Origin of the sequence: Variovorax fucosicus (assembly GCF_030316825.1) — a bacterium.
Classification (GTDB): domain Bacteria; phylum Pseudomonadota; class Gammaproteobacteria; order Burkholderiales; family Burkholderiaceae_C; genus Variovorax; species Variovorax fucosicus.
This window is the reverse complement of record NZ_JASZYU010000002.1, coordinates 354,489-369,626: the sequence shown is the minus strand read 5'-3', so window position 1 is coordinate 369,626 and position 15,138 is coordinate 354,489. Positions and strand designations below refer to the sequence as shown.

At 67.6% G+C, this 15,138-nt stretch carries 11 protein-coding genes; 5 read left to right on the top strand and 6 right to left on the bottom strand.

Annotated elements, in window-relative coordinates; translation table 11 throughout:
• The first annotated feature begins 114 nt into the window (after positions 1–114).
• The 3 genes from yccS to QTI05_RS13900 all read left to right on the top strand — a co-directional run bounded on the left by yccS (position 115) and on the right by QTI05_RS13900 (position 5,150).
• Positions 115–2,388, top strand: coding sequence for a YccS family putative transporter (yccS, locus tag QTI05_RS13910; RefSeq protein WP_286621807.1), 2,274 nt, complete (start codon positions 115–117; stop codon positions 2,386–2,388).
• A 160-nt stretch (positions 2,389–2,548) separates the two neighbouring features.
• Positions 2,549–3,706, top strand: coding sequence for an alpha-hydroxy acid oxidase (locus QTI05_RS13905; RefSeq protein WP_286621806.1), 1,158 nt, complete (start codon positions 2,549–2,551; stop codon positions 3,704–3,706).
• Positions 3,707–3,821: 115 nt separating this feature from the next.
• A complete protein-coding gene (locus QTI05_RS13900; protein WP_286621805.1) occupies positions 3,822–5,150 on the top strand; it encodes an MFS family transporter in 1,329 nt (442 codons plus the stop codon).
• Positions 5,151–5,393: 243 nt separating this feature from the next.
• Here QTI05_RS13900 and bamA read toward each other — a convergent pair whose 3' ends face one another.
• From bamA to QTI05_RS13875, 5 genes are all read right to left on the bottom strand, one after another.
• Positions 5,394–7,808, bottom strand: a complete 2,415-nt coding sequence (gene bamA, locus QTI05_RS13895; RefSeq protein ID WP_286621804.1) for an outer membrane protein assembly factor BamA — start codon at positions 7,806–7,808, stop codon at positions 5,394–5,396.
• Positions 7,805–8,098 carry a hypothetical protein gene (locus tag QTI05_RS13890; RefSeq protein ID WP_286621803.1) on the bottom strand — a complete coding sequence of 98 codons (294 nt, stop codon included), beginning with the start codon at positions 8,096–8,098 and terminating at the stop codon, positions 7,805–7,807. The genes bamA and QTI05_RS13890 overlap by 4 nt, the downstream gene beginning before the upstream one ends.
• A gap of 85 nt (positions 8,099–8,183) precedes the next feature.
• Positions 8,184–9,407 carry an OmpA family protein gene (locus tag QTI05_RS13885; RefSeq protein WP_286621801.1) on the bottom strand — a complete coding sequence of 408 codons (1,224 nt, stop codon included), beginning with the start codon at positions 9,405–9,407 and terminating at the stop codon, positions 8,184–8,186.
• Positions 9,404–11,047 carry a serine/threonine protein kinase gene (locus QTI05_RS13880; protein ID WP_286621799.1) on the bottom strand — a complete coding sequence of 548 codons (1,644 nt, stop codon included), beginning with the start codon at positions 11,045–11,047 and terminating at the stop codon, positions 9,404–9,406. The genes QTI05_RS13885 and QTI05_RS13880 overlap by 4 nt, the downstream gene beginning before the upstream one ends.
• 94 nt (positions 11,048–11,141) lie before the next feature.
• On the bottom strand, positions 11,142–11,702 hold the full coding sequence (locus QTI05_RS13875) for a putative glycolipid-binding domain-containing protein (protein ID WP_286539026.1): 561 nt from the start codon (positions 11,700–11,702) through the stop codon (positions 11,142–11,144).
• Between the two features lie 65 nt (positions 11,703–11,767).
• Between QTI05_RS13875 and QTI05_RS13870 the strand changes: the two genes are divergently transcribed.
• Positions 11,768–13,003, top strand: a complete 1,236-nt coding sequence (locus tag QTI05_RS13870) for a Y-family DNA polymerase (protein WP_444812902.1) — start codon at positions 11,768–11,770, stop codon at positions 13,001–13,003.
• Between the two features lie 8 nt (positions 13,004–13,011).
• Complete coding sequence (locus QTI05_RS13865) at positions 13,012–13,701, top strand: TIGR02117 family protein (protein WP_286621797.1); 690 nt, start codon at positions 13,012–13,014, stop codon at positions 13,699–13,701.
• 33 nt (positions 13,702–13,734) lie between these two features.
• Here QTI05_RS13865 and QTI05_RS13860 read toward each other — a convergent pair whose 3' ends face one another.
• A complete protein-coding gene (locus tag QTI05_RS13860; RefSeq protein ID WP_286621796.1) occupies positions 13,735–15,027 on the bottom strand; it encodes an aspartate carbamoyltransferase in 1,293 nt (430 codons plus the stop codon).
• Positions 15,028–15,138: the final 111 nt, after the last annotated feature.

Sequence of the window (15,138 nt, the reverse complement as noted above, 5' to 3'; positions counted from 1 at the left end):
GAAAGAAGCGCCGCGCGCCATTCAGCCCCGGGCAGAGGGCGAGAATATGCCAGCCCCTACCTGACCAGTCCATGACGCACGGCGGCATGATCGTTGCATCCGACATCCGTTCCCATGCCGACTTCGACCCTCTCCATCACGCTGCGCCGCCTCTGGGCACTCAACAGCTTCGCCTACAGCATCCGCGTGGCCATCGCACTCGCGGTGCTGATGGCGGGCTGCTGGTCGCTCGACCACATGCCGGCCGTCGTGCCGTTGTTCCTCGGCGTGGTGGCCTGCGCGCTGGCCGAAACCGACGACAACTGGCGCGGCCGGGCGCAGGCACTGCTGCTCACGCTGGCCTGCTTCGCGGCGGCGGCCTTTGCCGTGCAGGCCGTGTTTGCGCAGCACACGGCCTTCGTCGTGGTGCTGGTGGTCGCCACCTTCGGGCTCACCATGCTCGGCGCGATCAGCCGGCGCTACCAGGCCATCGCCTATGGCACGCTGATCCTCTCGATCTACACCGCGATCGGCATGGACCAGCGCGGCGATACCGGCCAGGCCTTCTGGCTCGAACCCGCGCTGCTGCTGGCCGGCGCGAGCTGGTACGGCCTGCTCTCGGTCATCTGGTGCGCGCTGTTCCTGCACCAGCCGGTGCAGCAGAACCTGGCGCAGCTGATGCGCGAGCTCGAGCGCTACCTGCGACTCAAGTCCACGCTGTTCGAGCCGGTGCGCGACCATCAGGGCGAAGTGCGGCGCATCCAGCTCGCGCAGCAAAGCGGGCGCGTGGTGATGGCGCTGAACCAGGCCAAGGAGACCATCTTCAACCGCGTCGATGCCACCCGGCCCGGCAGCCGCATGAAGCAGTACCTGCACCTGTACTTCATTGCGCAGGACATCCATGAGCGCGCGAGCTCTTCGCACTACCCCTACGACGCGCTGATCGAAGCCTTTTTCCACAGCGACGTGCTGTTCCGCTGCCAGCGCCTCATGCGCGTTCAGGGCCGCGAGTGCGGCGCACTGGCACGCGCGATCCTGCTGCGCGTGCCCTACGTGAAGGGCGAGGAAAGCGCAGCCGCGTTGCAGGATCTGCACAGTTCCATCGACCAGTTGCAGGCGCACCAGCAACCGCAATGGGCCGGCCTGCTCGGTTCCTTGAACGCGCTGGCCGACAACCTCGGCACGCTCGATGCGCAGCTGGCCGAAGCGGGGCAACCCGAAGCGCCGGTTGGCGCCCACGACGGCGCGCTGTACGACCGCACGCCGCGTTCGTGGGCCGACGCATTGGGCCGGGTGCGCGAGCAGTTCCGGCTGTCGTCGCCCTTGCTGCGCCACGCCCTGCGGCTGAGCCTCGCATTGGCGCTGGGGTATGTGCTCATGCGAACGATCCACGCGCGCCAAGGCTACTGGATCCTGTTGACCACGGTGTTCGTGTGCCAGCCGAACTTCAATGCCACGCGCCAGCGCATGCTGCAGCGGGTGAGCGGCACCTTCCTCGGCCTGGCGATCGGCTGGGCCCTCTTCGACCTGTTTCCGAGCCTGCTGCTGCAGGCCATGTTCGCGGTGGTGGCCGGCGTGGTGTTCTTCAGCACGCGCACCACGCGCTATACCGTGGCCACGGCCTCGATGACGCTGGTGGTGCTGATGTGCTTCAACCAGACCGGCGACAGCGGCGTGCTGATCGTTCCGCGCATGGTCGACACCCTGATCGGCAGCGCGTTGGCAGGCGCGGCCGTGTATTTCATCCTGCCCGACTGGCAAGGGCGCCGGCTCGATGCGCTGGCCGGCCGCGCGCTGGCCGCGCTGGCCGTCTACCTGCGCGAGCTGACCACCCAATACCGGCGCGGCCGCCTCGACGACCTGGCCTACCGGCTGGCACGCCGCAATGCGCACAACGCCGATGCCGCGCTCTCGACCGCCATGACCAACCTGCTCGCCGAGCCCGGCCGGCGCGCGCACGAGGGCGACCGCGGCCTGCGCTTCATGGTGCATTCGCACACCGTGCTCAACTACCTGTCGGGCCTGGGTGCGCATCGCGCGCAATTGGCCGAAGGCGCGGAATCCGCCGCCTTGCTGCAGAGCGCCGACCACATCGCGGCCCTGCTGAAAACGCTGGCCGACAGCCTGGCGCAAGGCCAGCCGCACGTGCTCGAGCCCGCCGCCTTGCAGCGGCTCATCGAAGGCCTGCCGGCCCTGCCCGACGGCGCCGACGCCGCGCAGCGCCTGGTGGCCGAACAACTCCGGCTGATCTGCGGCCAGCTCGCGCCCCTCGGCCGCGCGGCTGCCGCACTGGCGACCGCCGAGATGGCCGCGATAGCCAGCGACGATGGCGGCGATCGAAACGCCGGTGCGCACGGGCCGGCCGAAGCCGGCACCATCGAGGCTTCGATCCCGGAGCAAAAGCCATGAAGACCTTTCGACGCATCGTCGGCGCCGCCATTTCGCTGGGCGGCGTGGCGGTACTGATTTCGCAGATCCTGTAGTCCACGAGCCCGCACGGGCGCTTCGGCGTATCGGGGGTGTTGATAATGGGCGGCTGCACCCCGATACAGCCCCCAAGGAGACCCCCGTGCCCGACCTTTCCAGGATCACCTGCATCGAAGACCTGCGCGTGGTCGCCCGGCGCCGCGTGCCGCGCATGTTCTACGACTACGCCGACTCCGGCGCCTGGACCGAAGGCACCTACCGCGCCAACGAAGACGACTTCCGCAAGATCAAGCTGCGCCAGCGCGTGGCGGTGAACATGGAAGGCCGCAGCACCCGCAGCACCATGATCGGCCAGGAGGTCGCCATGCCGGTGGCCATTGCGCCGACCGGCATGACCGGCATGCAGCATGCCGACGGCGAGATCCTCGGAGCGCGCGCAGCCAAGGCCTTCGGCATCCCGTTCACGCTCTCGACCATGAGCATCTGCTCGCTCGAGGACATCGCCGCGGCCACCGACAACCATCCTTTCTGGTTCCAGCTCTACGTGATGAAGGATCGCGACTTCATCGAGCGCCTGATCGACCGCGCGAAAGCGGCCAACTGCTCGGCGCTGCAGCTCACGCTCGATCTGCAGGTGCTGGGGCAGCGTCACAAGGACATCAAGAACGGCCTGACGGCACCGCCGAAACCCACCATCGCCAACCTGATCAACCTGGCCACCAAGCCGCGCTGGTGCATGGGCATGCTGGGCACGCAACGCCGCAGCTTCGGCAACATCGTCGGCCACGCGAAGAACGTGGGCGACCTGTCGTCGCTCAGTTCCTGGACGGCCGAGCAGTTCGATCCAACGCTGAGCTGGGCCGATGTGGAGTGGATCAAGAAGCGCTGGGGCGGCAAGCTGATCCTCAAGGGCATCATGGACGTGGAAGACGCGCGGCTGGCCGCCTCCAGCGGTGCCGATGCGCTGATCGTCAGCAACCACGGCGGTCGCCAGCTCGACGGTGCGCAGTCTTCCATCGAGGCGCTGCCAGCCATCGTTGAAGCGGTTGGCACCGAGATCGAGGTCTGGATGGACGGCGGCATCCGCAGCGGGCAGGACGTGCTGAAAGCCCGCGCCCTGGGTGCGCGCGGCGTGCTGATCGGCCGCGCCTTCCTGTATGCACTCGGTGCCTACGGCGAAGCCGGCGTGACGCGCGCGCTGCAGATCCTGCACAAGGAGCTCGACATCACGATGGCGTTCTGCGGCCGCACGCAGATCGACGAGGTGGACTCGAGCATCCTGCTGCCCGGCACGTTCTGAACGGGCACCGCTGACCCCGGTCGCGTCGGAGCGCGGTGCGGCGTTGGCTGACAGCGCGGATCCCGTCGCCGTCGCACAATGAAAGGGCCATAACAACACACAGAGAGGCCATGTCATGAGCACAGCCGCGCTCGTCTCAGCCGCCAACGATGCGGTTGCCGCGCCGCACTACAGCGCCGAAGAAAAACGCCATCGCATCTTCGCGATCATGGCCGCATCGTCGGGCAACCTGGTCGAGTGGTTCGACTTCTACGTCTACGCCTTCAGCGCGTTGTACTTCGCGCCGGCCTTCTTCCCGAAGTCGGACCCGACCGCGCAGTTGCTCAACACCGCGGGCGTGTTCGCGGCCGGCTTCCTGATGCGGCCCATAGGCGGCTGGCTGTTCGGCCGCGTGGCCGACCGGCTCGGACGCAAGACTTCGATGCTGATCTCGGTGACCATGATGTGCGCCGGCTCGCTGGTCATCGCCTGCCTGCCGACCTATGCGCAGATCGGGGCCTGGGCGCCGTTCCTGCTGCTGGTGTGCCGCCTGTTTCAGGGGCTGTCGGTGGGCGGCGAGTACGGCACCACGGCCACCTACATGAGCGAGGTGGCGCTCAAGGGCCAGCGCGGCTTCTTCTCGTCGTTCCAGTACGTCACGCTGATCGGTGGCCAGTTGCTTGCGGTGCTGGTGATCGTGGTGCTGGAGCAGTTGCTCGACGAGGCCGAACTCAAGGCCTGGGGCTGGCGCATTCCGTTCGTGATCGGTGCCGTGGCCGCGGTGGTTGCCCTGCTGCTGCGCCGCACCCTGCATGAAACGCAGACCGCCGAGGCCAAGGCCAACAAGGAGGCCGGCAGCATGGCCGGCCTGTTCCGCCATCACAAGGCGGCCTTCTTCACGGTGCTGGGCTACACGGCCGGCGGCTCGCTGATCTTCTACACCTTCACGACCTACATGCAGAAGTACCTGGTGAACACGGTGCACCTGCCGATCAAGACGACCAGCTACGTGATGACCTGCGCGCTGTTCGTCTACATGTGCATGCAGCCGCTGTTCGGGGCGTTGTCGGATCGCATCGGCCGGCGCAACAACATGCTGCTGTTCGGTGGCCTCGGCGCGCTGGCGACGGTGCCGATCCTCACGTCGCTGCAGTACGTGACGAGCCCGGTGCTGGCGTTCGTGCTGATCATCCTGGCGTTGGCGATCGTGAGCTTCTACACCTCGATCAGCGGGATCGTGAAGGCCGAGATGTTCCCGCCCGAGGTGCGCGCGCTCGGCGTAGGCTTGGCCTATGCGGTGGCGAACGCGATTTTCGGCGGCTCTGCCGAGTACGTGGCGCTGGGGCTCAAGTCGCTGGGCCACGAGTCGGCGTTCTACTGGTACGTGACGGTGATGATGGTGATCGCCTTCCTCGTCAGTCTGCGGCTGCCGAGGCAGGCGAGCTACCTGCATCACGACCATTGATGCGGTCTCGCATTCACAGAGTCCGACGTCTGATTTGAGTGCTGAGGCTTCGGGTCGGGATCAGGGCGCTGAGGTTCCGGGGCGGGCTCAGGGCGCTATGTGACCGTTTCGCGCTGAGCACTACGAGCGTGCCGTGGCCGCTGGTGGTGGGTGGCCCCTGCAGCGAAATAAAGGAGGAGGCCGCAGGCCGGGGGACATTCGCGGAAGGGGCCACCCCCCGCCAGCGGCCCGCCCCGGGCTCTTTCAGAACGACGTGCCGATCTGGAACTGCACGCGCTGCGTGCGATCGGCCGCGATGCTGTTCGTCTCGTCCAGCTTCTGGTAGCGGATCGGCACCGCATAGGCCAGGCGCAGCGGCCCGAGCGGCGAGATCCAGCTGATGCCGATGCCGGCGGAGGCGCGAATCCTGTTCTGTGCCTTCCACTGCGCGTCGGTCATCGAGGCGCCCCGCTCGGTGAACACGTTGCCTGCATCGAAGAATCCATAGAGCCTCAGTGTCCGGTCGTTGCCGGCACCCGGGAACGGCGTGCTGAGTTCGGCATTGAAGATCGCCTTCCTGGTGCCGCCCAGCGAGCCACCCGTCACCGCATCGCGCGGCCCCAGCGAGTTCTGCTCGAAGCCCCGGATCGAGCCCAGACCGCCTGCATAGAAGTTCTTGAAGATCGGATAGGTCGAGTCGCCCAGGGCCCTGGCATAGCCCAGCTCGCCGTTGACGGCCAGCGTGTACTGCTTGCTCAGCGGAAAGTACTGCTGGTACTGGTACTGGCTCTTCATGTAGCGCAGCGCCGAGCCGACACCCACTTCCAGGCTCGCGCTCTGCAGTCGGCCCTTGGTCGGCACCAATGCGCTGTCTCGATCGTCGCGTGACCAGCCCACCGTTGCGGGGATGCCGAGAATGCTGTCCTTCGCGCACACCACGCTCGGCACGGTGCCGGTGCACTGGAAGTAGTCGAGGTAGGCCTGCGGGGTGGCGGTGTAAACGTACGACCCGTTGACCAGGGTGTACGACCCGTTGGTGCCGGGCGTGAACTTGTAGCGCTCCAGCCCGAGGCCGAAGTAGACCGTGTCCAGTTCGCCGAACGGCACGCCGAACTTGATGGCGCCGCCGTCGCTCGACAGCTTGTAGTTGCCGTCGGCCTGGTAGTAGGGACGCGTCACCGTGTGAAAGACGCTCAGCGTGCGCGAGACGCCGCCCGGGGTGAAGTACGGGTTCGTCGCCGACAACGAAATGCTCTTGTTGTAGGAGCTCGTGCTGACCTGCAACCCGAGATAGTTGCCCGAACCGAACAGGTTCTCCTGCGTGATGCCGAAGGTCACCGAGATCTTGTCGGTGCTCGAATAGCCCGCCCCGAGCTGGAGGCTGCCGGTCGGCTTTTCCTTGACGTCGACCGTCAGGTCGACCTGGTCGGGAGATCCCGCCACTTCCTGCGTGTCGACGTTGACGTCCGTGAAGAAGCCGAGCCGGTCGACCCGGTCTCGCGACAGCTTGATCTTGTCGCCGTCGTACCAGGAGGCTTCGTACTGGCGGAACTCGCGGCGGATCACTTCGTCGCGCGTGCGGTTGTTGCCGCCCACGATCACCCGGCGCACGTACACGCGCCGCGACGGCTCGGCCACCAGGTTCATGGCCACCGTGTTGTTGGTGCGGTCGACCTCGGGCTTGGCCTGCACCTTCGCGAACGCATAGCCGAAGGTGCCGAAGTAGTCGGTGAAGGCCTTGGTGGTCTCGCTCACCTGCTCGCCGTTGTAGGGCTCGCCCGGCTTGATGGTCACCAGCGACTTGAACTCGTCGTCGCGCCCAAGGTAGTTGCCGTCCAGCTTGACGCCCGAGACGGTGAACTTCTGGCCTTCGGTGATGTTGACGGTGACCGACAGGTCCTGCCGATCAGGCGAGATCGCAACCTGGGTCGAGTCGACCCGGAACTCCAGGTAGCCGCGCGTGATGTAGTAGGAGCGCAGCGTCTCCAGGTCGGCGTTGAGCTTGGCGCGCGAGTACTGGTTGGACTTGGTGTACCAGGCCAGCCAGCCGCCCGAGTCCTGGTCGAACAGGCCCAGCAGCGTGGATTCGCTGAAGGCCTGGTTGCCCACGATCTTGACTTCCCGGATGCGCGCGGAGTCGCCTTCGGTCACCGAGAAGGTGAGGTTCACGCGGTTGCGCTCGGACGGGGTGACGGTGGTGACGATCTGGGCGTTGTAGAGGCTGCGGCTGATGTACTGGCGCTTGAGCTCCTGCTCGGCGCGATCGGCCAGCGCCTTGTCGTAGGGGCGGCCTTCGGCCAGGCCCACTTCGCGCAGCGCCTTTTGCAGGGCCGCCTTGTCGAATTCCTTGATGCCGGCGAAGTCGACCGCGGCGATGGTGGGGCGCTCCTCGACGATCACCACCAGCACGTTGCCGCTGACGTCGATGCGCACGTCCTTGAACAGGCCCAGGTCGAACAGCGCACGGATGGCGGCCGAGCCGCGTTCGTCGTTGTAGGTGTCGCCCACGCGAAACGGCAGCGAGGCGAAGATGGTGCCGGGCTCGACCCGCTGCAGGCCTTCGACGCGAATGTCGCGCACCGTGAAGGGCTCTACGGCCCACGCAGCCGTGGCGGCCAATGCGCTCGCTACCAGAGCGACCACTACACGAAGGGAAAGTCCACGGAAGGTGATGCTCATCGTGCGGAAGCGACTGCCGTAGGGCTCTGGTTCTTTGTCGCGCGAGGCGTGGAAGCCACCGCCACATCAGGCTGCGCCGTCATGCACGGCGGGTTCCGGCTGCTCGTTGCCATGATCGGCGCCAGTGTTGAAAGACTGTGGGGGCAGTCGACCGCGACCTCGCTGGTACCACCGGCATGGCACCCTGCCAGCGCCATCAGGGCCAAGCTGCCGAGCAGGGGTCTTCGCACAATCACGTCGACGATCGACTGCTTCGCGCTTTCAAGTTGTTCTGCGGTGATGTTGCTCACACGGATTTCCTTCGTCTTCGAGATCCGACTGTGGATCCCGAAAACGGAGGAATGTGGGAGCCGTGTGTGCGCGCCTTACGTCTTGCTACGCAGCGGCGGCGTCGCAACCCACGATCTTGAATTCGACCCGGCGGTCCAGCGCATCGGCCGCATCGTCGGTGCCGCTGCCGATGATGTTCTCGCGAAAGCCCCTGCCGCTGAAGGTGGTGCGGTCGCGCAGCGCAGTCGACTCGCCGATCAACCGCTGCCGCACGTAGCGTGCGCGCTGCAACGAGAGCCCGTCGTTGTAGGCAACGGAGCCGGTGTGGCTGGTATGGCCGACGATCTCCATGCAGACCCTGGCGTCGGCACTGGCCTTCGCGATCTCGCGCAGCCACATCGCATAGGGGCCGCTGATCCGCGGCTCAGACCAGAACACTGTGCCGCCCGGGTTGAACAGGAACTTCACGCCGAGCTGCCGGTTGGCGATGCCGTAGGAGACGATCTTGCCGAATGCCTGCTCTGCCTCGGCCGTGCGCCCCAGCTTGGCCGAGCTGAGATAGATGCCGTTGAGCACGCGCAGCTGCTCTCCATCGGCCGAGCCGCCGGCCGCGTTGTACTGAGCCAGTGCGTCTTGGTAGCGCTCGGCGTTGTAGAGCGAGGTCGCCTGCTGGATCACCGGCGCGACCGCGATGCGCTCGAGATAGTAGGGATCGGCGCGCTGCCCCTGCGGCGTGGCCGTGGTGCGCACGTAGCTTTCGATCACCAGGTCGCGGGTGGGCACCGGAATGTCCTGGTAGTAGGGCAACGGCGTGTGGTTCAGCCCCTCGTCGCGTGCCACGGCCGATGCATGCGCAGCCACGGTGCCGCTGCCGAGTTCGGTCAGTGCAAGGTCGATCTGCAACGGGCTCTGCGGCTGGCCGGGCGACAGGCGCGTCATCGTGCCGGTCAGCAGGTAGCGCGCCTTGGCCAGATTGGCGCGCTCGAACGGCAGGATCTCGACGGACTCGAACTTCGTGGTCATGCGCGCGATGACGCGGCTCTGCAGCGCCTGCGTGGCCGCGGTCTGCTGCGCGCTGCCGGCATCGATCATCGGGTCGATGACCACGCTGCGCCGACCGCCGACCTGTGCCAGGAAGCCCGGGAGCTTCTGCGTCTGTGCCACCAGCCCGTCGGTTGCATTCGCGACGGCCTGCTCGAACGGCAACTCGGTCTTCGACGACGCTGCAGGCGGCGCGGCGCAACCGGCCAGGCCCAACGCGAGCAGCACGGTGCCCAGACAGGCGGCGGCGTGGCGCCGGCGCTCGCAGGTGAGGGAGATCGGTGTCATCGTTCACACTCCTTTTTGAGGAAGGCGGTTTCGCCGGAGGTCAGCGGCTCCAGCGAGGCGCGCTGAAGAATCTCGGTGCAGCGGGAAGGCGCGCGCGGGCTTTCTTCCGGCGGCGGCGCCGGGCGAACCGCAGCGGCGCGGACCGGCCGCTCAGCCACGGGCCTGCGCGTTTCCCGCACAACCGGTGGCACGGGGCGCATGGACGCGGCAGCCGCAGCCACCGCCGGCCCGAGCGCATCGATCTGCGCTGGCAGCTCCGCAGCCTGCGGCAGATCTACTGGCCTCGGCGGATCTGCAGGCCGCGTCGGCTCGATGGCGCGCGCGACGACCGGTGCCGCGGGCAACGCCGGTGCGGATGCCAGTGCCGGTGCCGGCGCGGGTACTGCCGGTGAAGCGACACGCGGTGGCGGCGGATCCGACAACACCGGATCACCGATTCGAAAATAGCCGGCGAGCGCTAGGCCCAGCAGCGACACGGCCGCGACGACCGCGAAGGTTCCGCCGCGGCCGGGCCGCGCCGACGCTGCCGGTGCCGGCGCCGTGTGCGACGTTGGCAATGGCGCCGGCAACGCCGCTGGCAATGGGAATGGCGCCGGCGGCTCCAACGATTGCAGCGGCTCCAATGGCTCCAATGGCTCCAACAACTCCGGCGGCCCATCGCGGACCACCGTCTCACCCAGGCGTTGCCTGAACTCCGCCACGCTCTGCGGCCGGTCGCGCGGATGCAGCGAGAGTGCGGCGTCGATGGCGGACAGGAACGCTGCGCCATAGCGCCCACCGGCCTGTTCGCCCAGCGGCCGCAGCCGATCGTCCATCAACCGTTCGATCGACGGCGCCGGCGGCTGCCCCGTGATGGCCGCGTACACCACGCTGGCCAGGGCGTAGAGGTCGGTCCACGCGCCCTGCTTCATCGAGGCGACCTGGCCGTACTGCTCGATCGGCGTGAAGCCCGGCTTGAACACCACCGTCGGCGACGGCCCCGTCCCTTCGATGACGCGGCGTGCCGCACCGAAGTCCAGCAGCACCGGGCCGTCCTGGGTGAGCAGGATGTTGTCGGGCGCGATGTCGCGGTGAAAACAATCGGCGGCGTGCAGCACGTCGAGCGCATCCAGCAGCGGGTTCAGCCAGCGGCGCAGTTCGGCTTCCTCGGGCGCGCGGCCGAGTTCGGCCAGCGCCTGTGCGAGCGTCGGGCCGACGTAGTACGGCATCGCCATGTAGGCCGTGCCGTTGGCCTCCCAGAAGTGCAGAACCTTGACCAGCGACGGATGATCGAACTGCGCCAGCGTTTTCGCTTCGTTGACGAAGCTGCGCATGCCGCTGCGAAAGCTGTCTTCGTGGCGCCGCGACTTGACCACCACCGCGGCCGAGGCACTGGCGCGCGATGCCAGCACCGCCGGCAGGTATTCCTTGATCGCCACATGCGCCGCCCGGTCGGGATCCCAGGCTAGGTAAACGATGCCGAAACCGCCTTCGCCGATGCAGCCCACGATCTCGTAGTCGAGCAGGTGCGCACCCTCGGGCAAGGTGTGCGCGGTGCCATGGATGGTGTCGGCGAACTCCGATGCAGGCTCTTCCGGCACGCCGCAGTCGACCAGCGAACCGGGGACGGTGCGTATGTCGAGGGTGATGAAGCGGCGCATCGAGCCTCCTGTCCGATCGGCAACTCTACTGCGTCGTGAATGCAAAAGCATTCACCAAACGCACTGGCCAAACGGCCGCGCCGCGTTTCGCGGCTCAGCGCTCGGCGAGCCACAGCCCCGGATAGTCGCGCACGAAGCCTTCCGGCGAGACCTGGAGCAGGTCTGCATAGTCGAAGCGCTTGGCCTGGTACCAGTAGTCGTGTTCGTTGCGCCGCTCGTAGCGCTGTGTCAGCAGGCTCAGGCCACCCTCTTCCAGGTCGAGCCAGGCGGCCGGCGCATCGGCCGCCTCGCCGGCCTGCAGGTTCAGGCGTCGCAGCTGGATCAGGTTGGTGGCCGGCGTGAAGCCGAGGTCGAGATCCGCGCAGTGGGCGAGCTCGGGCACCGGCACGTCGTTGAGTTTCCACTCGCCGTGCGCGCTGCGCACCACCGACAGATCGACCGCGCTGCCGCCCAGCCAGCCGCGCACCGTACCCCACTGGGCGTGCCAGTTGCGGTCGCAGCGCACCCGGTAGTGCAGTTGCGCAACGCGCCCGTCGGCCTGCCGGAACAGCGCCGTGCCGTCGAGCTGCCACGCGTCGCCGTGGCGGTCGAGCCGGCAGGCATCGTGGCCCGGCAGATCGAGCCGGTGCCAAAGCGTGGTGGCGACGTTTTGCATCCATTCATGATGGACTGCTGCACCGCGCAGTGCAAGCCGCATGCATCGCGCGAAAATGGCCGGCTGTGCTTTCGCCCCTTCCGCCCACCCCGTTGCTGCGCCGCATCGCGCACCTCGACATGGACGCCTTCTTCGCGTCGGTCGAATTGCTGCGCTATCCGCAACTGAAGGGCTGGCCGATGGTGATCGGCGGCGGACGCCGCAAGGTGGACGAAATCCTGCAGCGCGAACACGCCGGCCTGCCGCTGCACGAGGTGCCGGTTTCGGCCTTTCCGCTGCTGAAGGACTACGTGGGCCGCGGCGTGATCACCACCGCCACCTATGCCGCGCGCCAGTTCGGCGTGGGCTCGGCCATGGGCATGATGAAGGCGGCCAAGCTGTGCCCGCAGGCGATCGTGCTGCCGGTGGATTTCGAGGAGGTGCGGCGCATCTCGCGCCTGTTCAAGGCCACCATCCGCGAGATCGCGCCGGTGGTGGAAGACCGCGGCGTCGACGAGGTCTACATCGACTTCACCGACGTACCGGGCGGCCAGCGCGAAGGCGGGCGCGTGCTGGCGCGGCTGATCCAGAAATCGATCCTGCAGGCCACCGGCCTGACCTGCTCGATCGGCGTGGCGCCCAACAAGCTCATCGCCAAGCTGGCGAGCGAGTTCAACAAGCCCAACGGCATCTCGATCGTCTACGAGAGCGACCTCGAAGCCAGGATCTGGCCGCTGGCCGCGCGCAAGGTCAACGGCATCGGGCCGAAGGCCGATGCCAAGCTCGAGCGGCTCGGCATCCGCACGGTGGGCGAGATCGCGGCGAAGGAACGCGACTGGCTCATCGCCAATTTCGGCAAGGCCACCGGCGCCTGGATGCACGAGGTGTCCTGGGGCCGAGACGACCGGCCCGTGGTGACAGAGAGCGAGCCGGTGTCGATGAGCCGCGAGACCACCTTCGAGCGCGACCTGCACGCGGTGCGCGACCGCGCCGAACTCGGTGCCATCTTCACGCACCTGTGCGAGCAGCTCGGCGAAGACCTGCAACGCAAGGGCTACCTGGGCAAGACCATCGGCATCAAGCTGCGCTACGACGATTTCAGGATCGCCACGCGCGACCAGACCGTGGCCGCCTTCACCGCCGACGGCAAGACCATCCGCCAGGTCGCCGGCCAGTGCCTCAAGCGCGTGCCGCTGGAACGCCCGTTGCGCCTGCTGGGCGTGCGCGTCGGCACGCTGGTGCGTTCCGACAGCGCCGCGGCGGCACTGCCACAGCGGGCGGTTGCCGACGCGGCGGCGGCCACCACGCCGTCTCTGTTCTGACCGCCGCGATGCCGCGCCGCCTTTACCGCCCTTGGCGTCTGATCGCCGCCGTGCTCCTGCTGCCGTTGGTGCTGTTCGCGGCCTATCTCGGCGCGGCCAGTGCGCTGATGTTCTGGCCTGCACCGGGTGCTGCGCCGGCCGAGCCGGCGGCGGTCGAGGCCTATGTGCTGAGCAACGGTATTCACACCGACTATGTGTTCCCGGTGCGTTCCACGACGATCGACTGGTCGCAGCTGTTCTCGCCGTCGCAGGCGCGCGCGGTGCCGGCCGACGCCGAGTTCATCGCCATCGGCTGGGGCGACCGCGAGTTCTACCTGCATACGCCGACCTGGGCCGACCTGACGGTCTCGCGCGCGCTTGGCGCACTCGTGGGCGGCAACCGCGCGCTGATGCATGTGAGCTACCTGCAGCGCGCGCAGCTGCGGCACGGCGCCTACCGGCTGCCGCTTTCGCAGGCGCAGTACGCGCAGCTCGCGGACTACGTGCGCGCCACGCTGCCCGCGGGCCGCGCGGTGCCGGTCGCGGGCGCGCACTACGGCAACGGCGACGCGTTCTACGAAGCCGAAGGCGGCTACCACCTGTTCGAGACCTGCAACACCTGGACCGGGCGCGGCCTGCGGCGTGCCGACGTCACGGTGAGCCGCTGGACGCCGTTCGACTTCAACGTCGTGTGGCACCTGCAACCCGCAACGCCCTGAGCGACACGAAGTGCGCGAAGCCTGGGGGAGTACCTAGTCCAGTCCGTCGAAGTCGGCGTCGTCCGGCCCGATGTGCGCCGGCGAGCGCCAGCCGGCGTCGCGCATCGAGCGCGCGACCTGCTTCTCGACGCCCATCAGCACCGCGAACAGCGCCATGCGCACGGGAATGCCGTTGTCGGTCTGGCGGAAGATCGCGAGGCGCGGATCGTGGTTGAGGTCGACGCTCAGGTCGTTCGCGCCCGGGCGGCCGTCGCGCGGCAGCGGATGCATCAGGATGGTGTCGGGCTTGCAAACCGCATCCACCAGCGCCTTGCACACCTGGAACTCGGGCGTGTAGCCCTCGATCTCCTCGCCCGCGAAGCGCTCCTTCTGGATGCGCGTGGCATAGACCACGTCCGCGCCGCGAAGGCCCTCCTGCAGCGACGTGGTCTGCTCGATCACATGGCCGTTGCGCGCCACCAGCTCCAGCAGGTAGGCCGGCATCTCGAGCGACGGCGGCGCAATCAGCGTGAACTTCAGCCCGCGGTAGAGCGCGAGCAGCCGGATCAGCGAATGCACCGTGCGGCCGTACTTCAGGTCGCCGACCATCGCGACGTGCGTGCCGTCCACCAGCTTGCCCATGCGCGAGAACTCGCGCTGGATCGTGTAGAGGTCGAGGATGGCCTGGCTCGGGTGCTCGCCCGGGCCATCACCCGCATTGATGACGGGAATGTTGGTGGCCCGCGCGAACTCGGCCACCGAGCCCTGCTCGGGGTGGCGCACCACCAGCGCGTCGACGTAGCCGCTCATCACGCGGCTGGTGTCGTAGATCGACTCGCCCTTGGCCATCGACGAGAAGGTGAAGCCGGTGGTGTCGCACACCGTGCCGCCGAGCCGGCAGAAGGCGGCGCCGAAGCTCACGCGCGTGCGCGTGCTGGCTTCGAAGAAGAGGCTGCCGAGCACGGCGCCTTCGAGGATGCGCGTGACCTTCTGGCGGCGCGCGATGGGCTGCATGATGTCGGCGACCTGAAACAGGTCTTCGAGGCTGCCGCGGTCGAACTGCGCGACCGACAGCAGCTGCGGCTTGCCTTCGGCCCCGATGCGCTGCGCGAGCGGGCGGTCGTCCGGCGCCCCAGTGCCGACAGCAGCGCCGAGCGCCTCGCGCTGCAGGATTTCGGCGACGAACTTGCCGACCATTTCCGGCATGGCGCGCGACTCGCTCGAATCGGCCGGCAGCAGCCAGGTGTCGAGTGCGCGGCGGCGCACGCCCAGCCGTCCGGAGAACGCGTCGCGGGTGAGATTGAGGCGGCGCATCGCGTCGCGCAGGATGTCTTGTTGCTGGCTCATATGCTGAAATGTACGCTATGCGTATGATTTCACAGCCGTCTTTACGCAATGCGTATATTTCACGCGCATCAACTCATCGACCTGCGACGGCATCGCACTGTCTCCATTTGC

Excerpts from the sequence above, each read along its gene's own strand:
- QTI05_RS13860 (WP_286621796.1), bottom strand. The coding sequence starts at position 15,027 with ATGAGCCAGCAACAAGACATCCTGCGCGACGCGATGCGCCGCCTCAAT.
- QTI05_RS13885 (WP_286621801.1), bottom strand. The coding sequence starts at position 9,407 with ATGACACCGATCTCCCTCACCTGCGAGCGCCGGCGCCACGCCGCCGCC.
- QTI05_RS13865 (WP_286621797.1), top strand. The coding sequence starts at position 13,012 with ATGCCGCGCCGCCTTTACCGCCCTTGGCGTCTGATCGCCGCCGTGCTC.
- QTI05_RS13875 (WP_286539026.1), bottom strand. The coding sequence starts at position 11,702 with ATGCAAAACGTCGCCACCACGCTTTGGCACCGGCTCGATCTGCCGGGC.
- QTI05_RS13880 (WP_286621799.1), bottom strand. The coding sequence starts at position 11,047 with ATGCGCCGCTTCATCACCCTCGACATACGCACCGTCCCCGGTTCGCTG.
- yccS (WP_286621807.1), top strand. The coding sequence starts at position 115 with ATGCCGACTTCGACCCTCTCCATCACGCTGCGCCGCCTCTGGGCACTC.
- QTI05_RS13900 (WP_286621805.1), top strand. The coding sequence starts at position 3,822 with ATGAGCACAGCCGCGCTCGTCTCAGCCGCCAACGATGCGGTTGCCGCG.
- bamA (WP_286621804.1), bottom strand. The coding sequence starts at position 7,808 with ATGAGCATCACCTTCCGTGGACTTTCCCTTCGTGTAGTGGTCGCTCTG.